Annotated in this window: 17 protein-coding genes; 4 read left to right on the forward strand and 13 right to left on the reverse strand. The window is 42.1% G+C overall.

Annotation, left to right across the window (positions count from 1 at the left end):
- Nucleotides 1–103: 103 nt before the first annotated feature.
- From purH to MMU07_RS11875, 5 genes are all read right to left on the reverse strand, one after another.
- A complete protein-coding gene (purH, locus tag MMU07_RS11855; protein WP_241126088.1) occupies nt 104–1,630 on the reverse strand; it encodes a bifunctional phosphoribosylaminoimidazolecarboxamide formyltransferase/IMP cyclohydrolase in 1,527 nt (508 codons plus the stop codon).
- A gap of 108 nt (nt 1,631–1,738) precedes the next feature.
- On the reverse strand, nt 1,739–2,296 hold the full coding sequence (purN, locus tag MMU07_RS11860; RefSeq protein WP_241126089.1) for a phosphoribosylglycinamide formyltransferase: 558 nt from the start codon (nt 2,294–2,296) through the stop codon (nt 1,739–1,741).
- Between the two features lie 180 nt (nt 2,297–2,476).
- Nucleotides 2,477–3,673, reverse strand: a complete 1,197-nt coding sequence (locus MMU07_RS11865; RefSeq protein WP_241126090.1) for an ATP-binding protein — start codon at nt 3,671–3,673, stop codon at nt 2,477–2,479.
- 225 nt (nt 3,674–3,898) lie between these two features.
- Complete coding sequence (locus MMU07_RS11870) at nt 3,899–4,771, reverse strand: geranylgeranylglycerol-phosphate geranylgeranyltransferase (RefSeq protein ID WP_241126091.1); 873 nt, start codon at nt 4,769–4,771, stop codon at nt 3,899–3,901.
- A 92-nt stretch (nt 4,772–4,863) separates the two neighbouring features.
- Nucleotides 4,864–6,285 carry an aminopeptidase P N-terminal domain-containing protein gene (locus MMU07_RS11875; RefSeq protein WP_241126092.1) on the reverse strand — a complete coding sequence of 474 codons (1,422 nt, stop codon included), beginning with the start codon at nt 6,283–6,285 and terminating at the stop codon, nt 4,864–4,866.
- A gap of 175 nt (nt 6,286–6,460) precedes the next feature.
- Between MMU07_RS11875 and pafA the strand changes: the two genes are divergently transcribed.
- Nucleotides 6,461–8,104, forward strand: a complete 1,644-nt coding sequence (gene pafA, locus MMU07_RS11880) for an alkaline phosphatase PafA (RefSeq protein ID WP_241126093.1) — start codon at nt 6,461–6,463, stop codon at nt 8,102–8,104.
- Between the two features lie 264 nt (nt 8,105–8,368).
- On the opposite strand, the gene MMU07_RS11885 is transcribed toward pafA, so the two are convergent.
- Both MMU07_RS11885 and MMU07_RS11890 read right to left on the reverse strand, forming a co-directional pair.
- Nucleotides 8,369–9,532, reverse strand: a complete 1,164-nt coding sequence (locus MMU07_RS11885) for a homogentisate 1,2-dioxygenase (RefSeq protein WP_241126094.1) — start codon at nt 9,530–9,532, stop codon at nt 8,369–8,371.
- A gap of 125 nt (nt 9,533–9,657) precedes the next feature.
- Nucleotides 9,658–9,849, reverse strand: a complete 192-nt coding sequence (locus MMU07_RS11890; protein ID WP_241126095.1) for a CsbD family protein — start codon at nt 9,847–9,849, stop codon at nt 9,658–9,660.
- An 83-nt stretch (nt 9,850–9,932) separates the two neighbouring features.
- Here MMU07_RS11890 and MMU07_RS11895 point away from each other — a divergent pair, with 83 nt between their 5' ends.
- The 3 genes from MMU07_RS11895 (at nt 9,933) to MMU07_RS11905 (ending at nt 12,462) form a co-directional block, all read left to right on the forward strand.
- Nucleotides 9,933–10,733, forward strand: coding sequence for a glycoside hydrolase family 16 protein (locus MMU07_RS11895; RefSeq protein WP_241126096.1), 801 nt, complete (start codon nt 9,933–9,935; stop codon nt 10,731–10,733).
- A 203-nt stretch (nt 10,734–10,936) separates the two neighbouring features.
- Nucleotides 10,937–12,061, forward strand: a complete 1,125-nt coding sequence (locus MMU07_RS11900) for an ATP-binding protein (protein WP_241126097.1) — start codon at nt 10,937–10,939, stop codon at nt 12,059–12,061.
- Between the two features lie 98 nt (nt 12,062–12,159).
- On the forward strand, nt 12,160–12,462 hold the full coding sequence (locus MMU07_RS11905; RefSeq protein WP_241126098.1) for a helix-turn-helix domain-containing protein: 303 nt from the start codon (nt 12,160–12,162) through the stop codon (nt 12,460–12,462).
- 237 nt (nt 12,463–12,699) lie between these two features.
- Here MMU07_RS11905 and MMU07_RS11910 read toward each other — a convergent pair whose 3' ends face one another.
- The 6 genes from MMU07_RS11910 to MMU07_RS11935 all read right to left on the reverse strand — a co-directional run bounded on the left by MMU07_RS11910 (nt 12,700) and on the right by MMU07_RS11935 (nt 22,198).
- Nucleotides 12,700–13,170: a hypothetical protein gene (locus tag MMU07_RS11910; protein ID WP_241126099.1), complete on the reverse strand. Its 471-nt coding sequence runs from the start codon at nt 13,168–13,170 to the stop codon at nt 12,700–12,702.
- 148 nt (nt 13,171–13,318) lie between these two features.
- Complete coding sequence (gene dinB, locus MMU07_RS11915) at nt 13,319–14,509, reverse strand: DNA polymerase IV (RefSeq protein WP_241126100.1); 1,191 nt, start codon at nt 14,507–14,509, stop codon at nt 13,319–13,321.
- Between the two features lie 427 nt (nt 14,510–14,936).
- Entirely contained in the window at nt 14,937–16,502 is a 1,566-nt protein-coding gene (locus MMU07_RS11920) for a calcineurin-like phosphoesterase C-terminal domain-containing protein (RefSeq protein WP_241126101.1), read from the reverse strand.
- A gap of 1,120 nt (nt 16,503–17,622) precedes the next feature.
- Complete coding sequence (brnA, locus tag MMU07_RS11925) at nt 17,623–17,859, reverse strand: type II toxin-antitoxin system BrnA family antitoxin (protein ID WP_241126102.1); 237 nt, start codon at nt 17,857–17,859, stop codon at nt 17,623–17,625.
- On the reverse strand, nt 17,831–18,091 hold the full coding sequence (locus MMU07_RS11930) for a BrnT family toxin (RefSeq protein WP_241126103.1): 261 nt from the start codon (nt 18,089–18,091) through the stop codon (nt 17,831–17,833). The genes brnA and MMU07_RS11930 overlap by 29 nt, the downstream gene beginning before the upstream one ends.
- A 1,074-nt stretch (nt 18,092–19,165) precedes the next feature.
- Nucleotides 19,166–22,198 carry an SMC family ATPase gene (locus MMU07_RS11935; protein ID WP_241126104.1) on the reverse strand — a complete coding sequence of 1,011 codons (3,033 nt, stop codon included), beginning with the start codon at nt 22,196–22,198 and terminating at the stop codon, nt 19,166–19,168.
- Nucleotides 22,199–22,246: the final 48 nt, after the last annotated feature.

Raw genomic sequence — 22,246 nt, forward strand, 5'->3', positions numbered from 1 at the left:
TTGGTTTTACTTTGAGTTTCTAAATTTTTCGAGGTTGTAAAAAGAAAAGACCGTCTGAAATATTTTCAAACGGTCTCCTCTCTCGCTTCTAATCTCTCGCTTCTTAATGCTTGAAATGCCTCACACCCGTCATCACCATACTCATTCCATGTGCATCGCAAAAGGCGATACTGTCTTGGTCCTTGATGGATCCGCCAGGTTGGACGACAGCTGTGATGCCTGCTTCATGTGCGATTTCCACACAATCAGGGAAAGGGAAAAATGCATCTGAAGCCATGACGGCACCTTTCAGCTCAAAGCCAAAAGATTTTGCCTTCTCGATCGCTTGTCTCAGTGCGTCCACCCTTGATGTCTGTCCAACTCCCGAAGCAAACAATTGGTTGCTGTTGCTCAGGATGATGGTGTTGGATTTGGTATGCTTGCAGACTTTGGCAGCAAATACCAATGCGTCCTGTTCTTCGTCAGTTGGCGTGATTTTGGTCATCACTTTGAAGTCGGCTTTGGTTTCGGTCTTAAGATCTTTGTCCTGTTCGATGATGCCATTGAGCAAAGTTTTGATTTGCTTGGTGCCCTCGATCTGTATTTTTTGCCTGAGAAGGATTCTGTTTTTCTTCCCTTTGAGCAATGTCAAAGCCTCTTCGTCAAAAGATGGGGCGATCAAGACTTCAAAGAAAAGACTGTGCATTTCCTCGGCTGCCGCGAGGTCTACATTTTGGTTGGTGATCAAAACACCCCCAAAGGCGGAAGTGGTATCCGCTTCAAATGCTTTTTTGTAAGCTTCCTGAACAGTTTTGGCAGTAGCCACCCCGCAGGCATTGGTATGTTTTAGGATTGCAAATGCCGTTTCTCCTTCAAATTCCGCAATCAAAGCCACTGCAGCATCTACGTCCACCAAGTTGTTGTAGGAAAGTTCTTTTCCATTCAATTGGTCAAACAATGCCTCCATATCTCCATAAAAATGGGCTCCTTGATGCGGGTTTTCTCCGTAGCGCAAAGCCTTGGCTTTTGTTTCGGAGATTTTGAGGGCAGGGATACTTTCAGATTGGTTGAAAAAGTTGAAAATATGGGTGTCATAATTGGAGGAAACCTGAAAAGCCTGCGCCGCAAAATAGCGACGGTCATCCAAAGTCGTTGCGCCATCTTGTTTCGACAGCCTTTCTTCCAATTCGCCATATTGTGCTTTGGAAGCAATGATGACTACATCCTTGAAGTTTTTGGCTGCTGCACGGATGAGGGAAATGCCTCCGATGTCTATTTTTTCGATGATATCAGTTTCGGATGCTCCTGAGGCGACCGTTTCTTCAAATGGATACAAGTCAACAATCACCAGGTCAATGGCAGGAATATCAAACTCAGCAGCTTGGGAAATATCCCCGGAATGGTCTCTTCGGTGGAGGATTCCTCCAAATATTTTTGGGTGAAGTGTTTTTACCCTGCCTCCAAAGATGGAAGGATAACCCGTCAGTTCCTCCACGGGGATGACTTCAGCACCTTGTTGTTCGATAAAAGCCTGGGTGCCGCCGGTGGAGTATATGGTTACTCCTTGTGCTTTCAGTTGGGCAATGATAGGTTCAAGATTGTCTTTGTAATAGACCGAAATGAGGGCGGATTGTATTTTTTTGGTAGCCATGTTTAATTGAATCCCACAAAGGCACTAAGTCACAAAGAAAATAGTGTGCAGAGAGGATGAGTTATATGGAGAATTTTTTGAAGTCGCAAAGGTAGGAAAACCAAGGGATTATAGCAGGCTTTCAATCACATTTGGGAAGTATTTGTGCTCGAGTTGGTGGACTTTGTGAGCGATATCGTCGGGGCTATCTGTAGGACTTACCGATACAGCGGCTTGAAAGATGATTTTTCCTTCGTCATAATGTTCATTGACCAAGTGTATCGTGATTCCTGTTTCAGCATCCCCTGCATCTTTCACAGCTTGGTGGACATGGGCACCATACATTCCTTTTCCTCCGTAGTTTGGCAATAGGGCAGGGTGGATGTTAACGATTTGATTTGGGAAAGTTTGAATGAGATTGTCGGGAATTTTGAGAAGGAAGCCCGCCAATACTACCAAATCGACTCCTAAGGTCTGGAGTTGGTCTGTTAGTATTCCGGATTCAAGTTCTGATTTTGAAAAACTGTGTGTAGGAACTTGGAATTTCTTAGCCCTTTCCAATACAAATGCATCTTTTTTGTTAGAAGCCACAAGGACCACTTGGCCTTTTGAGGAGCTTTGGAAATACTCCATGATCTTTTCGGCATTGGTACCGCTACCGGAAGCTAGGATGGCTATTTTTTTCAAGATTGCTTGGTTTTTTTTGAAGCTGTAAAAATATAGGATTGAAATAGAAAACTTGACCTTATCATTTGAAATTTACAAGGTCCTTATAGATTTAGCCCTGAGCAGGGTGCTCTTTTTCAAGATTATGGTGGAAAAGAGTATTTGGGAAGGAATCAACCATCCCAAATCTCTAAATTTAAATCAATACAAAAACCCAAATAGCCACAAGGGGATTTTTTTACCAAAGCCGATTTCAATTTCGTCTAATGCAAGGTGGCTGTTTTCCAGGTCCTTGATTTGCTCAAAGCCTTTGTTTTTACCACCTACTTCGAAAATGTATTTTCCTTCAACCAAGAAATCCCCGTCCTTACTCAGGCTGATATCGCTCCCCGAGTTAGAGATTTGGTTGATAAAAAACGTTTCCCTGACTGCCCCAACATTGACTTCTGCCTGTAACGCATAAGTGAAATTTGGATTCTCAAAATAGATCTTATCAGGTTTTTGCAGACTCCCCATACTCTTGCCTGTCATATTGATCATCCTGATGATTTTGGCATCTTGGAGATGGTGTAGAAATAGATAAACCGTATTTCTTCCCAAGCCCAATTTCTCAGCAATTTTAGAAATATTGGGTTCGAAAGGTGCAGATGCTGCAATTACCCCCAATAGCCTTTTAATCTTTGCTACATTGCCGGCACTGTAATCTTGTGCAAAAGAAAGATCAGTTTCCAACACGGTATTGAGAATCTGGATAATGCGTGATGGGAAGCTTTCTGGCGATAAATTAGCCGCAAACGGGAAATAGCCATTTTTCAAGTAGGTCTTGAAATAAGGCAAAGGATGGATTTTTTTTGAAATCTCAGCCGCAATCTCTTGGTGATTAATCAAAACATCTTCCAGACTAATCTTCTCAAACCCAAATTTTTGGGTAAAATTTAGGTATTCCCTAAATGACATCCCTTCAAGATCTTGAACTGCTAATCTCCTGCTCAGGTCCGATTCACCACGGTACAGATCTAATGCTGACGAACTGGTGAAGAAAACCTGAAGACTCGGAAACCCATCGTAAATTAACTTCAATTCCCTAGACCAATTTGGGTATTTGTGTACTTCATCTATCAGCAATAGCTTTCCCTCATTCGCATACCAAATACCCGCCAAGTTAAATAAACTGTTGGTATAGAAATAGGGATGATCAGCAGTAACATACAATGCCTTAGGTTTTTCGGGATACTGGTATGCCATGTATTGCAGCAGGATTGTTGTTTTTCCAACGCCTCTCAATCCCTTCAGACCTAACAATCTTTCATTGACCATAAGATCCTTCAATAGATACCTTGACCAATTATCAGATATTTGGTTAAGGATATTTGCTTGAAAATTGAGTAACTCTTCCATTATTGTTTCAGGTTCAAAACAAAATTAATGAATAAATGTATTGAATTCAAAACAAATTAATAAAATTAATGTTTTGAATACAATACAATTTTATACCACAATTGTTTTGAAATCAAAACAATATTCAATGTCTCGTCTCTCGTCTCTCGCTTCTGATATCTCATTCCGATAGCGGAACTCAAGTCTCATTCCGATAGCTATCGGAACTCACATCTCACATCTCTTTCACAAAAAAGCCATACTCAAAATCCCTGTGAACATCAGCATTTTGGAAAGAATACTCAGTTGGGTGAAATGAGCTTTGCGGTCAGCCATGTATATTTTGTACATAAAAATGAAAAAGAGGATGCTCAAGCCCCCAAAGTAAAAATAAAGCTGGGTATTATTGATCTTGAAAGTAACTATCAAAATAGCGCTGATAAAACAAAAGGCGATCGTAAAAATGATCCTTTTGGTATTGCGGAAGCCAAAAACAATCGGAAGCGTGCGGCAACCGTGTTTTCTATCGCCTTGCCGGTCTTCGATGTCTTTGATGATTTCTCGGATCAGGTTGATAAAAAATGCGAAAATGGCGTAAGTGAGTACCAATAATTCTGATTTTTGATAATAATAACCGATAATCCAAATAGCTGTTCCTGTCAGTAAGGCTACGGTGAAATTCCCTATAAAAGGCAGCCGTTTCAGGGAATTGCTGTAAAGCCAAAGTAAAAAAGAGGCAATAAAGTTGATCACTGCAATCCTTGGACTGACAATCAGCCCAATCCCAACCCCACTGATGTTAAGGATAGTATGGAGAAAAATAGCGACTCGCCTTTTCATCCCTTTGCCGATAATGACTTCATCAGGTTTGTTGACATAGTCTATTTTGACATCATAATAGTCATTGATCATGTAGCCGGCGGCCGTCAGGATGACTGTTGAAATAATGATCAGATAAAGGTTGATGTCTTGTAGGACAGGAAGTCCCTTTCGGGTGGTCTCCACCAAAAAATACGCCGTCATCAGCTGTGCAAAAGCCACAATCACCAGATTGAGTGGTCTGCTGATTTTGAGAAGACTCCAAAAAGAAAGTCTTTTGGCTTTGGTTGTGGCGCTCATAGTTCAAAATTAAGAGAAAAAGATCAGGAACTTGGATATGATCCCGTCCTCTTTCAACTTTATTTTAAAGCATTAGGTTTTGAATGTCAGGGTTATTTTTTATCCAAATTTGGTAGTCCTGTTTTTTGGAGAAGACCTTCCTCTTTCATCAGTTTTTCAATGTCTGCTATTTTTCTTGGTACAAATTCACTTAGGTTTTCATTACCATCCTCGGTGATTAGGATATTGTCTTCAATCCGGATGCCTATTTTCCACCACTTGGGATCTACCGGACTGCCTTCAGGAATGTATATTCCCGGTTCTACAGTCAAGATCATTCCGGCTTCCAAAGTGCCATAAGCACCCCTGTCATGTACATCCAAACCAAGATGATGACCTACGCCGTGGGGGAAATACCGGTGACGTTCACCTGCTTTGACCAATCCCAACTTCATAAGTCCTTCGTCAATAACTTCGCGGGCGGCAGCATCGACGTCCCTGAAATCAGCACCTACGGTACAAGCTTTGGTGCCTGCTTCCAAGGCTTTCAGGACAATTTCATAAATGGCTTTTTCTTCAGAAGAAAAAACACCCTTTACCGGCGCTGTTCGTGTAATGTCACCGGAATAGCCCCTGTATTCTGCACCCACATCCATCAGGACAAGGCCCTCTTGCAGATTCACTACACCATTATCCACATAGTGAAGGATTGTGGAGTTGTTGCCCGAACCGACAATCGAACCATATCCGACGTATTCTGCCCCCATGGCCTTATGGACAAATTCATGTGCGCCCTGGATTGCCCTTTCAGTAGTGCCGGGTTGAATGGATCGGAAAGCTTCCATATGTCCGTAACCTGAGATCGCTACTGCTTTCTTGATAATTTCAATCTCTTCTTCAGTTTTGATTACCCTCATCCTTTCCAGGATATTGTTAAGTGCCATGTCAGCAGGTTTCAAAGGTGTGGAATGGGCTGATTTCAAAGCCGCAATCATTGCCTTTAGAGGATTGTTGTAGCTATTTCTTTCAATTTCTCCAAGGTCAAAGGAAAGCACGCTTTTCAAAAGCTTAGGGTCTATGGCTGGGGATTTTAGAAAATCAGAATAAAAAAATACATGCTCAAATCCTAGCTTTTCCCTGACACCTTCCACACCGAGTCTTTCGCCATCCCATTGTTCTTTGGCAGGATCTTTGGGTTGAACATAAATGATTTCACTGACTGATTTGCCATCTATAGCCATTGGTGTTTTGAAGACGATCAAGGCAGAATTTGGCTCCCTAAAACCGGTGAAATAATAAAAATCTGAATTTGGTCTATAGGTGAAATCAGTGTCGTTGGACCTGTTTTTGACCGGATTGTTGAAAAAAACTGCTGCTGAGTTATCCGGCAAAAGATTTCTTAAAGCCTCCCTGCGGCCTTTATGGAATTCAGGACTCAAACCGTCATCGAAAAAGGATTGGGCAAGAAGGTTGTTTTCAGATAAAATGAAAGTAATAAAAGCAAAAAGGAAAATGCCGGTGAATTTGAATTTCATTTTGAATTATAGTTTGATTAAGTGGGAAATATAGTGCCCCTTTTACAAAAATAAGGTAAACCGACCATGAAAAATTGAATTCCCTTCTGGACAATTACCCACCGATTGACAAATGGGTAAAATGCTGCCAAAATTGAAATCCCTATATTTGCCAAAATTTAAACACCTATTAAGAATGAAAAAATTGATGATCGTTTTCATGTTTGTGCTTTTTAACTTCATGGCTTTTGCCCAAAACCAAAAGAACGAACCTACTTCAAAACCCAAGATTGTGGTAGGAATTGTAGTTGATCAGATGCGGCAGGAATATTTTTATAAGTTTCAGGACAGGTATACCGAAGGAGGATTCAAGAGGTTAATGAAAGACGGCTTCATGATGAAGAATGCCCATTACAACTATATCCCAACCTATACTGGTCCCGGTCATGCTTCTGTCTACACCGGAACGACACCGGCTACCCATGGCATTATCGCCAATGATTGGTATGTGCGAAGCCTTGGCAGGACGATGTATTGTGCGGAAGACAGCACGGTCACTGCGGTAGGAGGGGATGCTGATAACGGGAAAATCTCTCCGCGAAATATGTATTCGACCACTATCTCTGATGAAATTAGATTTGCATCAAACAAAAGGTCCAAAGTCGTGGCTATTGCCCTCAAAGATAGAGGAGCTTCACTTCCGGCAGGGCATTTGGGAGATGCCTATTGGTTTGACAACATCACAGGCAATTTCATGACCTCAACCTATTATTATGACTCTTTGCCCACTTGGGTACAAAAGTTCAATGAAAAGAAATTAGCAGAGAAATACAGTTCTCAAAAATGGGTGCCGCTTTTTCCGATAGATACTTACAAGCAAAGCATTGAGGATGACAACTCATTTGAGGGGCCATTTATCGGACAGGAAAAGACAGTTTTCCCCTATGACCTGCCAAGTCTGATGGAAAACAATCGAGGGCTTGGCATAATTGCCGGGACGCCTTTTGGGAATACCCTCACCTTGGACATGGCTTATGCAGCTATTGAAGGAGAGAAGTTGGGCAAAAGAGGAGAGACCGATTTGTTGGCGGTAAGCTTCTCTTCACCCGATTATATCGGACACCGGTTTGGGCCGACGTCCGTAGAATTGGAAGACAACTACCTGAGACTGGACAGGGAGTTGGAGCAATTTTTCAATTTCCTCGACAAGGAATATGGGAAAGATGAGTATTTGGTTTTCCTCACTGCAGACCATGCAGTGGCTGACATTGTGGATTATATGTTGAGCGAAAATGTGCCTGCCGGCAACTTTAATACCCGCTATATCTTAACCCAAATGCGGGGGTTTTCAATTTTGAAATATGGTGAGGGTAACTGGATTTCAAGCTTTACCAACGAGCAGGTTTTTCTGAACTATGATCTCGCTAAAGAAAAAGGGGTCAATATCGAGCAGATGCAAAGGGAACTAGCGGAATTTCTGTTAAAATTTCCCGGGATCAAAGAAGTATATACCGGAACAGATATGAGAAGAATGGATTATCTGACAGGAAAAAAGTCACTTCTCCAAATGGGGTATAACCACAAAGCCTCAGGAGACTTATTGTTGATATTAGAACCGGCTTGGCTAAGCAGTTCTTTCAAAGGAACAACCCACGGGACAGGCTATACTTACGACACCCATGTTCCAATAGTATTTATGGGATGGAATGTTCCACAAGGTGAAAGTTCAAGGTACGCGACGGTTACTGATATTGCGCCGACACTTTCTATGATGCTTGATATCAGACTCCCTAACGGTGCTACGGGACAGCCGATATTGGAAATTGTGGATAAGAAATGATTCGGATCAAACAGATAATGGACATTTGGATAATATCTGTCCATAGACCACAGTCGACAGTCCATAGCCACTTCAATTGAACCTCACTCCGAGTTTTAAATGGTTAAGGAAAGAAAGTGTAAATACATAACTAGGATATTTAGAGTTAATCATTTTCAAAAAAAACAGCTTCCCATTTTTAATGAGAAGCTGTTTTGATTTCAAAACCTGCTCAATTAACCAATAATCAATTAACCAATAACCAATAACCCAATAACCGATCACCTACTCCTTCCAGGACATAGGATAATTAGGGTCAACAAATTCAAGACCTTGCGTAGTGACCTGCAAAGGTTTGAATGTATCAAGCATCACGGCGATCTCTTCGGTGGATTTTGCCCCGATGGATTTCTCGACAGTTCCCGGATGCGGGCCATGCGGAAGTCCGCCCATATGAATGGTGAAGGAACCCCGGTCAATACCTTTTCTGCTCATAAATTCCCCCTCGGCATAATAGAGTACTTCATCAGAATCGATATTGCTGTGGTTGTAGGGGGCAGGAATGGCCAAGGGATGGTAATCAAACAGCCTTGGCACAAAAGAACAGATGACAAATCCCCATGCCTGAAAAGTCTGATGCACCGGAGGCGGCTGGTGGATTCTTCCCGTAATCGGCTCAAAATCATGGATGGAAAGTGCATAAGGATACAAATAACCGTCCCATCCGACAATGTCCAAGGGACTGTGCCCATAATGATAAGGATAAAGCATTCCTCCTTTTTTGATCTGGACAAGGTAATCGCCCTTTTCTGATTCGATGACCAATTCACGTGGCGTGCGGATGTCTCTTTCGCAGTAGGGAGAATGTTCAAGCAATTGCCCGACTTCATTTCTATACCTTTTGACAGTCTCGATCGGACCTTGAGATTCGATCACCAATAGTCGCAGTGGTCCTTCTTCTTTCCATTCAAACCTGTAAATCGTCGTCCTCGGAATCACAATATAATCCCCTTGTCTCACTTCTAATTTCCCAAATTGGGAATACATCACTCCTTCGCCGTCATGCACATAAATCAGTTCATCCCCGTCGGCATTCTTGAAGAAAAAGTCCATTTTACGCTGTTCGGGTGTGCAAATGCCCATCATGACATCATTGTTCATCATGAGCATTTTGCGGGCGGAAAGATAATCCTTGCCGGTAATGCCTACACCTGAAGTTTTGAGATGCGTCTGTTGCAGTCCATGGGCTTTGGCCGGTTCCCATGAATAGGGGGTAGGCTTGCCGATGGATTTGACATCATTGGGATTGTGAATATGGTAGAGGATGGAATAGATGCCGGAGAATCCCTTAGAGGTAACGAGTTCTTCTTTGTAAAGGCTCCCGTCAGGCTGTCTAAACTGGATATGTCTTTTCGGGGGAATATTCCCCAATCTGTGGTAGTAAGCCATTTGTATTTGGGTTTATGTATCCAACAAATTTAGAAAAAATGGAATACCATTCTTTGGGTAATGGAATTAAAGTAAGGCAAAAAAAAGAGCGGCATGTGCCGCTCCATAATTGTGGTTTAGTAATTTCAATCTTTTCCAAAGAGGAATTTGGTAAGTTCATCTTTTGCAGCGCCAGTTTTCTTTTGAAGCCTACCGAGAAGTTGGTCTTCCTGACCTTCTGCATAAACAAGGTCGTCGTCTGTGAGTTCCCCGTATTTTTCCTTTAATTTACCTTTCAACTCGTTCCAGTTTCCTTTGATCTTTAAGTCTAATGCCATGGTAGTTTTGGTTTAGGTTTAACATAAAATATACATTGAATTAAACAAATACTATTCCAAACATAAAATATTAGATATTTATTATGAAAAATATTGTAAAAACAATCCCATTGATTCTCTTATTGGCTTGTGGAGGAAATGATCAGGAACCAAATCTCGTTTGGTCGGATGAATTTGAAGTTGAAGGTCTTCCCGACCCCGGTAAATGGAGCTATGATGTCGGTGATCACGGTTGGGGCAACAATGAATTGCAATACTACACCAAAGAAACCCTTGCCAATGCAAGGGTTGAAAATGGAAACCTGATCATAGAAGCCCATCAGGACAGTACATTTTCTAAGGCATATACCTCGGCCCGGTTGGTCACCAAAGGCAATGCCTCGTGGCAATATGGCTACATAGAAGTTAGGGCAAAGTTACCATCCGGCTTGGGAACCTGGCCTGCTATATGGATGCTTCCCGAAGAAAACAAATATGGAGGATGGCCCAAAAGCGGCGAAATCGACATCATGGAGCATGTAGGCTATGACCAGGGGACTGTCCACGGGACAGTGCATACCGAAGCATTCAACCATACGATCGGAACCCAAATGGGAGCGACCAAATCAGTGCATACCTGTTCCGAGGAATTTCATACCTATGCCATCGATTGGCAGGAAAAGAAAATAGATTTCTATATCGACGGAGAGCTTTACCACACTTTTTTGAATACAGAAAAGAATACCGCCGAATGGCCTTTTGATATGCCATTTCACCTGATCATGAATATCGCTGTTGGAGGAAATTGGGGAGGTAGCAAAGGTGTTGCCGCTGATATTTGGCCCCAAAGGATGGAAGTGGATTACGTGAGGGTTTATCGAGAAAAGCCGGAGGAAGTTAAATAGAGGTTATAAAAAGCATCACTTTTTTAAATGGAAACGGGCAGGATCAATTCATCCAATTTGGACCTAATCCACTTTTAAACATATAATTTTTCGGTTACGATCGAAGAATTACATGTTTATTTTCGGTTACGATCGAAGAAATACATGTTTATTTTCGGTTAGGTCGATAATATGCATTATTTTTACTCAAAATATTTTCTGAGATGGTAAGAAGAAAATTGGAGAGTCAAATCTTGGAAATGACGCATAATGGAAAGATTCTTTTGATATCTGGCCCGAGGCAGGTTGGTAAAACAACATTGTTGAGGCAATTGGTGGATCAAAGAAATGAAAAGACATTGTGGCTGAATTGTGACAATCCGGACGATAGGTCAGATTTGACAGAAGCGACGGTCACCTCTCTTACCAATCTGATCGGTTCAAATACACTGGTAATCGTCGATGAAGCACAGAGAGTAAAAAATATTGGGTTGACATTGAAATTGATAGTGGACAACATTCCCAATACACAAGTAATCGCGTCCGGTTCTTCGGCCTTGGAATTAGCAAATGAAATCAATGAACCATTGACTGGGAGAAAGAGAGAATTTCACCTTTATCCATTCTCGACACAGGAAATGGCGGAATACAGCTCTGAAAGGGAGGAGAAAAGGCTGTTGGAGGCGAGGATGATATATGGTTTTTATCCGGAGGTTGTCAAGAATCCCAATGATGCCAGGGATATTTTGGAGGAAATTACTTCAAGTTATTTATATAAGGATATCTTGACTTTGGATCAGGTGAGGAAACCTGTGATCCTTCAGAAATTATTATTGGCATTGGCCCTTCAGGTAGGTTCCGAAATTACATTTAATGAGTTGGGCAACACGATAGGTATAGACAAGGAAACTGCTGAAAAATACCTGGATTTGTTAGAAAAAAGTTTTGTTGTTTTCAGGCTCAATTCCTTCAACAGGAATATGAGAAGGGAAATCAAAAAAGGAAAAAAAGTCTATTTCTGGGACAACGGGATCAGGAATGCCATTGTCAATAATTTTAATTCCCTATCCTTGAGAAATGATGTCGGTGGCCTCTGGGAAAATTTCATTATCAGCGAGCGGATGAAGTTTCTCCATTACAACAAAATCAGGAGCAATGTATTCTTTTGGAGAACCACTACGGGCAAAGAGATAGATTGGATAGAAGAAAGAGATGGGAAAATATATGCCTTTGAAGCAAAATGGAATCCCAAAAGAAGCTCATTTCTGCCTCAGGGATTTGAGGAAGCGTATCCTGAATCTACTTTTCAAATCGTCAATTCCGAGAATTACATGTCAGTGTTGGTGTGAAAATATTCGGAGGTTGAAATGATGAATAGATATCATCAAATACTTATGTTGTTTAATATCAGCATAAGTATTTATATTGTGGATATTAAACAACAAAAATGAAATCCAAGAAAGCGATTTTACTGCCAAGGTTTCAGAAAATGCTGGAACAAATGGGTGAAAACATCAAACTCGCAAGAAAGAGAAGGAAGTTTAGCACCATTCAGGTATCGGAAAGGGCAGGAATCAACAGGACTACTTTATACCAGATAGAAAAGGGAAATCCCAGTGTGGCATTGGGGTCATACTTTAATGTCCTCCGGGTTTTAAACTTGGAAGAGGATTTTTTAAAACTTGCCGCCGATGATGAATTCGGGAGAAAGCTTCAGGATCTGGAATTGATGGGTAAATCCAAAAAGTAGCCAATGAAATAGGTATTCCACGAAATGAGCAGCGTCTTATGAGTGCTGCATTTAGAGTATAGTTTTTTGGGTGGAAACAGTTTCTTCCTTTTCTCCCTCACATCGTTACTCCATTAAAAGGGTTAAACCTCCTTTTGCCTATAGACATAATGTTCTGGTATTTATTGACGTTACCGATAATCAAAAAAAAGCAAGTTCCATTTTTGAAACTTGCTTTTTCTAGATTTAGCACATCGTTCATGAGTCATTTTCTGTTGCAGAAACTGTCAAGTTAAATTTTTCAGGAGGCATTTTTGCTTCTGCTTCAAATTGCGGAAAAAGACCAAATGCATAAATATAACTTACAAATAAAATTACCGCCCCATGGGTTTTGAGTGAAAAATTTTGGATAAGATACGTAAATGAAAACACTATGAACCCAAATAGAATCGGACTTTTGAGGAAAAAAATCGGATGCAAAGGTATAAATTGTATAGCGGCAGAAACTAAATAGATTACCGGTCCAATGAACAGATACACCCACGGTTTTGCTGAATTCACATAAGCGTTCGAGTTTTTTACCAGATAAAGAGTGTAAACTGTAAAAGCTGTTCCTATAATTACTGAAATGGAAGAGCTAAACTCAATATCCAGAAAGCAGATCCCCCATACAAGCATCATGGATAATGAGTATAATGTGAGAAGAAGATTATTCTTGTTAATTTTCATAATAGGATTCAATTTAACGAAAATAATAATTTATTTCAAATCATCTCTTTTTTCACACGACTGTAGAAGTAAAAAACCACATCCTAACGATGTTTTTGTACAATCTGTCGTTGTAACAACATCAGATTGCCTCCAAATCAGTTTAGCCTCACATCGCCACACCATTAAATGGATTGAATCTTCTTCTGCCTATGGACATGCCGATGGCACGGCAGACGGTTTTGTCGCCATATCTGGTATTGAGCCGGTCGAGGGCCTGGTAAAGCCGGATCTGCTCCTGCGTATCTTCGAAGAGGTTGATCTGGTAATTGCCATGAACGAGGTGGCTGAAGCGCACCCCGATCAGGCGGATCAGCATACGGCGGTTGTACAGTTTTTTGAACAATTCCTTCACGATCGGGATCAGCGTATGGTCCGCAGAAGTGTAAGGGACACGCTGCTGCACGGTATGTGTGTCAAAATCCGAATAGCGGATCTTCACGCTCACGCAGGCTGTAAGCTGTTGCTTTTGGCGCAGTTTGGTGGAGATCTGCTCCGTCATGGCGATGAGGTTGGCTTCGAGCATCTTGACATCGATGGTGTCTTGCTCGAAGGTGTTTTCGGTCGAAATGGACTTCGCTTCTGAATAAGGCGTCACGAGCGAGCGGTCTATGCCGTTTGCTTTTTCCCAGATCATGGTGCCGTTTTTCCCAAAAGTAGCTTCAAGCAGTTCTGCGGGCATGACCTGTAGGGTCTGTACCTTTTTGACGCCCATATTGTATAAGGTGTGCGAAGTTTTTTCCCCGATCATGGGAATCTTGCGGACGGATAGGGGAGCGAGAAAGGGTTTTTCCATCCCGTAGGGAATTTCCTTTTCATTGTTGGGTTTGGCTTCTCCAGTGGCTACTTTGGAGACGGTTTTGTTTTCCGAAAGCCCCAAGGAAATCGGTAGCCCGCTTTCTTTGATGATCCTTTGGCGGAGTTCATGTGCCATCTTGAAGCAACCAAAAAACCTGTCCATGCCGGTGTAATCGATGTAAAACTCATCGATGGAGGACTTTTCAAACAGCGGCACATCCTCCCGGATGATCTCGGTGACCTCGTGGGATTTTTGGCTGTACTTCTCAAAATCCCCACGGATGATCAGCGCCTCGGGGCAAAGTTGCCGTGCCGTACGCATGGGCATGGCAGAGTGCACACCAAACTTCCTTGCCTCGTAGCTGCAGGAAGCCACGACTCCCCGGTCTCCCGAACCGCCGATGAGAATGGGTTTTCCATTCAGCCTACTGTCATACAGCCGCTCCACCGATACAAAAAACGAATCCAGGTCCATGTGGACAATACTCCTCTTCCTTTCCATAATATGTCAATTTAATAAACATTTTAATGTTTATAATTTAAACATATTTTCAATACCAAAAAGGAAGAAAAATGAAGGTTTCCCAGAAATTCAAAAATACTGTGACAATTGCCTGTAGCATCCTTCTAAGTTTCAGAAATGGAATGACGGTTGTTCCTCCGTCATTCTGAACCGCAGCCTGCGTAGGTGAAGAATCTCTCTTAACTGAGACATTTCTCCGCCGCGGCGGATCATTGTGACGGGCGCAAACAAGTCATTGGAAGAAAGGAATAAAAAAACACCCCAAGCCTATGGTTATGGTTGGGGTGTTTTGATAAAGATCATTTATCAGCGATATGTTCCAAAATAAGCCTTAGAATTCACCTCATAATATCCATCAATATCCAATATCTATTAATATCAAATTGATCTATGGATTCGAGAAACCTTATTCTGCAATCCTAAACGTTTTGGTTCCGGTATGTTTTTGACCAAACATGTCAGTGGCCTCGACCTCGATGGTGTGCTCTCCCAACTCTAAGCCTGAAGATATGGGAGCCCTCCAAAGGTGGTCCGTGCGTGCGGCATTGGAAGGCCTTCTTCCGTCAAGGAGTGTTTCGGTGGTATCCCATTCGAAGATTTTGAGCAAATATGAAGGGTCGTAATCTGTGAGGTTGGTCATTTTTCTCCATTCGCCATTGTCGATCCTGTAGCGGACTTCATCATTGGCAGTGCCCATAAAGAAGTTGACAATAATCCCCGTGGAGGTTCTTTTTCCCTTCTCCAATACTTTCGGGGCAAAGATTTCCATCTGATAGGTAGCGGGTTTTCCGGCGGCTTTGTACCTCGCTTTGTATTGGTTGCCTTCAAAATCCATAAATACATAACCGTTTGGCGAACCGTCACGCATGGTGGATTCGGGCACGCCGCTTTCTCTCATCCTTCCGCTGTACCAATCACCCGAAGGAGTGCCGATGTTATAATGGTGATGGGCTTTGCTTTGGTTATACCCTTCCTCTTTTCCGAAGAAAGTCTGCTTCTGATAATGCGTATGTGCGGAGAGCGACACGGTATTTGGGAAATCCGACAGCAGCTCCAACAGTTTTTCTCTGTCTTCGTCTCGGTAGCTTTCTCCCTCTTCAAACAACGGGATATGCATGAATACGACGACCAATTTGTCTTTTGGGACTAATTTGAGGTTGTTTTCAACAAACTGTAACTGATCGGCCCTCAGTCCTCCCCAATATCCCTGACCGTCTCTTGGATCCGGATAAAGGATATTTTCCAACACCACAAAGTGAACATCGCCTTCATTGAAAGCATAAGTGGCCGGGCCAAAAAAGGATTCAAAAGTCTCATCTGTAAGCTCGTCTGTCGGTGCGTCAAGGTTCATGTCGTGATTTCCCATAACCGAAAACCAAGGCACACCGACTTTTCCGATCGCATTTGCATAGGCCGGGTACAAGGACAGGTCATCTCCGGCGATATCGCCCACCGAAATCCCAAAGCGGATTCCTTGAATGCCGGCGACTTCATTGACTACCCCTTTTTCAAAATACCCCATCTCAGTCATGTTGTAGGGCTGCGGGTCTCCGAATACCAAAGCAGTAAAGTTGCTTTCGGACGTGGAGGGCAAAAGTCCAAAATCCACTGATTTGGGCAATGCTCCAGTCGGACTGACTCCTGCATATTTCAGGTTGGTGGGAGAACCTTTTGGCTTGTGGCTATAAAAGAACTTGGGAAGGTTGTTTTCGTTTTTTGGCAGGGCGTAATCCGATGGCTTGATCACAAAAATAGTCTGATCCTCTTGGATCGGAAGTACATATTGGCCCTTGTCATCTGTTTTGACTACTTCTAACCCATTGGATACGGATACATTTGAGAGTCCTTTTTCACGTCTATCCTTTTTTCCGTTTGCATTGAGGTCCTCATATACATAGCCTGTGACTGTATTTTGGCCATATCCAGACAAACTCAACAAAGAGAGTCCGATGAGTAGTATGTATTTTTTCATGGTTGTATTGGATGTTTATTTTTCAAGTTATGAAATTAAGCCAATCATGCGAGGAGTATATTATTTGGAGGTTATCGTTTTATTATCAAAGGTATTAATCAGGATTTTTCTGTTTTCGGATTGAGCTTATTAAACTGGTTTTTTCTTATTTGTATACACGCAATGATGCCGGTGAATTGTAAATTCAAAATAATTTACGGCAGGATTCAGACATGTCCGTTACATCAGTCTTCCGACTTCGGTCTCCCTACCCGATTGTAGGAGAATATTAAGTTACTGGCAGAGAAGCGTATCCATATTTTCTTATTATATTTTTGTAATGTGCTGATAATAAATAAAATATGCAGAAAGTTTGAAATTACTCAATGTAATGAGTAAAATAACTCAATGAGTTGAGTAAATTATTTTTAACGGATTTTTTTGACAAAACAAACCTTCTCCCAAGCAGTCTGAAGACTGCATTTTGACGGTTCAAGTCTGGAGACTTGAACCAATTGGGACTTGAACCAATAGGTCTGAAGAGATTTAAACCCTCTGGGAATCTTGTCTCAAATCTCACTTCTCGTCTTTGCGTCCCCTTGCGAAACCTTTGAGTCCTTTGCGGTAAAATAATATAGCTCACGCAGTTATTTAAAGGAAGCAGTCTGAAGACTGCATTTTGGTGGTCCAAGTCTGGAGACTTGAACCAATGGGAGCCCTTTGCAAAACCTTCTTTTCCCTTGCGGAAAAAAATATACCTCACGCAGAGTCGCAGAGACGGGGGGGAAACGGAGGAAAAATTAATGAAAATGTTTGTTGGGAGACAAACATTGGCGACGAATGATCCCATAGGGATCAAATATGGGTAGCCCCGAGTAAGGAACGCAACTCGGGGTAAAAAACGAGAACAGCGATTCCGGTTTTTGGCCGAGGAAATGCAAATGGGGAAATAGGGTCTCCGCCAAAAATAGGGAAGGTTCAAAATCCTTTGCGTCCCCTTGCGAAACCTTTGAGTCCTTTGCGGTAAATAAATATACCTCACTCAGTAATGTAGAGGAAGCAGTCTGAAGACTGCATTTTGGTGGTCCAAGTCTGGAGACTTGAACCAAAGGAGTAAAAGGAATTGATTCTTGTGAAAATTCTATGTCTCCTTCAATTTCTCAGATATAAAAACCTTGATAAGACTTTGTCGGGTAATCCCTAATCGTTGTGCTGACTTATCCAACTCCTGAACCATCCATTCTGGAAAATCGACACTTACTCGTTTGGGCTTTAATCCTGGTCTGCTTGCCTTTTCTAGATTCAAAAAACCTGATAAATCCTCATTATCCTCAAACTTTTTGTCAAATTCAGCTGCTGTAATAGATTGCTCTTTCATTTTCTCTGGATTTTCTTACTGAAATTATTCTTGTCATATCTTTCCTGATGGTGAATATAGCCGACCAAATACTTTGATTGAATTTGGCTATTAATAAATAGCGTTTTTCATCTACTGTTTTTGCCGGTATAACTATCCTGTTTGGATCATCCCATAATAGCTGCGCTTGATTAAAATCAATGCCATGTTTAATTCTATTTAATTCACTCTTATAATGGTCGAATTCAAACATTACTTTAATTAAATCAAGTTAAAGTTGATAGCTTATCAAAAATAGTAAAAACAGCTTAATTACCGTTACTTTTTTGATCATTCTTAACCATTTCCAAATTTCTATATTCATCATGTAAACAAACACTCAAGCTGAAAATTTGAATCCAACTCTGAAGAAGATGAAAGGGTCTATTTACCTTTCTTATATGTTGAGGTTGGCAGTTTTAAAAATTCATTGTTGAGGTCAAAGCCTCCTACCGGTAGTTAGGTTGAACAATTGGAGCCGTACGGTCCAAGTCTGGAGACTTGAATCAATGGGGAATTTTTGTTGTGTCACAAACATTGGCGTCTAGTGATCCCATCGGGATCAAATATGGGTAGCCCCGAGTAAGGAACGCAACTCGGGGTAAAAAACGAGAACAGCGATTCCGGTTTTTGGCCGAGGAAATGCAAATGGGGAAATAGGGTCTCCGCCAAAAATAGGGAAGGTTCAAAATCCTTTGCGTCCCCTTGCGAAACCTTTGAGTCCTTTGCGGTAAATAAATATACCTCACTCAGTAATGTAGAGTAAGCAGTCTGAAGACTGCATTTTGACGGTCCAAGTCAGGAGACTTGAACCAATGGGAGCTCTTTGCAAAACCTTCTTTTCCCTTGCGGAAAAAAATATACCTCACGCAGAGTCGCAGAGACGGGGAGGAAACGGAGGAAAAATTAATGAAAATGTTTGTTGGGAGACAAACATTGGCGACGAATGATCCCATCGGGATCAAATATGGGTAGCCCCGAGTAAGGAACGCAACTCGGGGTAAAAAACGAGAACAGCGATTCCGGTTTTTGGCCGAGGAAATGCAAATGGGGAAATAGGGTCTCCGCCAAAAATAGGGAAGGTTCAAAATCCTTTGCGTCCCCTTGCGAAACCTTTGAGTCCTTTGCGGTAAATAAATATACCTCACTCAGTAATGTAGAGTAAGCAGTCTGAAGACTGCATTTTGACGGTCCAAGTCAGGAGACTTGAACCAATGGAGACTTGAACCAATGGGAAACTTGAACCATTTGGCCTTCCACTTAATTTTCCAATTTTCCAATCTTCCAATCAAAAAGAATACCCCACCTGACTTCCCTTCTCAGGATCGAGCTCGATCTTGGCATAGACACCGATTTCCTGTTGGAGTTCTTCCACATGGGAAATGATGCCGACGATCCGGTTTTCGTGGCGGAGTGACTTGAGGGTTTCGAAGACCACCCGAAGGGCGTTTCTGTCCAAAGCCCCAAAACCTTCATCCAAGAAAAAGAAACTCTGATCGGCCTGATTGAGGGATTTGACTTTTTCTGCCAAAGCCAAAGCAAGACATAATGAAGCCTGAAAAGTCTGTCCTCCGGAAAGGGTCTTGAGTAATCGCTTCTTACCGCCGTTGAGGTAATCCACTACCCAAAAAGTGTTGTTGTCGTCAATTTCCAAACTGAGGCTGTTTTTGGTAAGCTTTATAAACCGCAGGTTGGCTGTATTGCAGAGTTCTTTGAGGTAAATCGTGCTCACATATTTAACAAATCCGCTGCCCCGGAACAGGTTGTCCAATTCCTTGAGGTTGGATTCCCTGTTTTCCAATATGCTGAATTCTTTTGCCAATTCTTGTTTTCTGTTCAGCTTGGTTTTGCTGTCTTCGATATTCTGAATCAATAAAGTCAGTTCTTTTCTGAATCCTTCCAAGCCTGACTTTTTCTCCTGCAAATCCCCCGAAAGGCGCTCAAACGCTTCTTGGCTGAAGCCCAAAACACCGTCTTCTGCTTTGAGTTTGTCCAGATTGCTTTGGACCAAAAGCCTCCTGTCTTCATATTGGCGGATCTCTGCATCGGTTTTGTCGGCATCCAAGGAATGATGGTACAAAGCCTGCAGATCGGACTCACTTTCAAATCCATATGTCTTTTTCAGGGCTTCATATTGGCTTTCCAACTCGACAATTTTGACAATGGTCTCCTGAACCAAGTTTTCAAAAGTTTTGAGATTTGCCAGGTTGGTGGATTGCTTCGCCCGGGTTTCTTGGAGGACTTTCCGCTTGCCATCCAAGTCTTGAATGGTTTTTTCGATGTCCTTTTCCACAGTGGAAATGGCGTTTTCGATGTAATCAGTTGATTTTTCAAAAAACGGTTTGGTGAATATTGGGTCTTTGATTTCATCCTTTTTGGCGGCAACAGTACTGTGCAAGGCTACCTGTTTTTGTTCGGCGGCGCGGAGCTGCTGTTCTTCTTTTTCCAAAAGGATTTTTCCTTCCTCCTGGCTTTTTCTCAAATCCCTGACTTCCTGTGCGAGTTGGTCTTTTTGCTTCAAAGCCAAATCGGTATCTCCGATCAACTTGGACAGACTCTCTTTGGAAAGGATATTTTTTGACTTCAGATTCCCCATCAGGGAAGTCAATTGAAGCTTGGAATCTGCAAGTTCCTTTTCCTTTGCAGCAAGGTTTTGAAGGTGATTTTCCTGACGGATTTGTTGCCCGGAAAGCTGTTGGGATAGGGTTACGGTTTTTTCCAAAAGCGCCTTTGCCCCCTCTATTTGCTTGGAGACGTCATTCCATTCACTTTCTTCCTGACTAGCTGTGATTGGGTCGGGATGCTCAATTGCGCCACAAAGCGGACACGCTTCTTCGTCCTGCAAAAGATGGACGTGGGCGGCAAGCCCTTTTTTACTGAGCAGTTTTTCCTTGGCGTTTTCAAGGTTTTGGATTTGCTTTTTTTGGTTTTCGATCCAACTTCCAAAGCTGTCAAATCCTGATGGAATCTGCTTTTTGATCTCTAAAATGGCTGTATCCAAACTTGTTGACGTCTGCCTGAGGGAATTGAAGTCTTCTGTCAACTTTGCCAATTGGCTTTCCAAGTTGGTCCAATCTTTTGCTGCGCTTTTCAGGTTTGAGATTTCGTCTGTATCCAGAAGCTGGATAGCTTCGATTTTCGATTCTTTTTCTTTGATCAGATTTTCGATATCCTTTTGGGATTTTTTCAGGGTTTCGATATGCGGGCTAAACGTTTCTACCTGTTTTTCCGCATCCTTCAAACCCGCCAATAAGCCTTGGATATCAATCACCTTATTGAGGTCACGGATTTTTGCTTCTCTATTAGGACGGTCGTCTGCTTTTATTTTGAGTTCTGCTTCCTGTTTTACCAGATCAGCAACTTCCACTTCATATGTTATTTTGAAATCAGAGCAGTTTTTCACACTGACTTGGTATTTTTCCAATTCGATCTTGGCCTCTTTGATTTGATCCCAAACAGGCTTCAGGTGGGTTTTGGCTTTGAGAAAATCCTTCCAAATGGCTTTTTTGGTTTCTATTTCAGGTCTTTGGATTTCCAGATTATTCCATTCCTTCTGTCGTTCTATCAATTGCAGGTTTTTAGCTTGGATTGCTTCCTGTTTTTTAGATTCGGCTTCTAAGGTTTGGAAGGTTTTTTCTTCCATTTCGAGTAAAATGGTTTTTTCAGAGCGCAGATTTTCTTTGTCCTTCAATGCCTCCGAAGAATATTCGGCCAAAGCCAAAAGCTGGGTTTCCAATCTGATTTTCTCTTCCCTGACAGCTTTTAGCAGGCTTCCGGTTTTTTGGGAAAGGTCAAATCTTTCCAAACCAAATAGCTCTTTCATCATCTCCGCCCGTGGTCCGGGAGTCAGGTCGATAAATTCCCTGAATTTGCCTTGAGGAATGATGACAGTCTGCTTGAAATGCTCTTTTTTCATCCCGATGATTTCCTCACCGTTTTGGGTAATCGGAATCAGCTGATCTCCTTCTTTCTCATAAAATGTATGCTCGGCCGGCCGGACCTCTTCAAAGTTTTTGGGATTTCTTTTGGCAGCATAGCGGGCGAGGTAGGATTTGGAATTGTTTTTCCCTGATCGGAATTCAAAATTGATCAACAGTGTTTCGCTCTGTAGGTTGAGCATGCTGTTCTTTTCTCCCCGGTCAGAAAGCCGCTCGGTACTGCCATACAGCGCCAAGAGAATGGCTTCCAAAATGGAGGATTTGCCGCTTCCCACTGCGCCAAAGATCCCAAAAAGACCCGCTCCGGTGAGCTGTTCAAACTCTACTGTCTGTTTTTCTTTGTAGGAATAAAGGCCTTCTATTTCGAGTTTTACCGGGATCATGGGTAGTTTTGGTTTTTTGGTAAAACCCTCCAAGGGTTTTGAACCCTT

The organism is Cognataquiflexum nitidum (genome assembly GCF_022538055.1).
Lineage (GTDB): Bacteria > Bacteroidota > Bacteroidia > Cytophagales > Cyclobacteriaceae > Cognataquiflexum > Cognataquiflexum nitidum.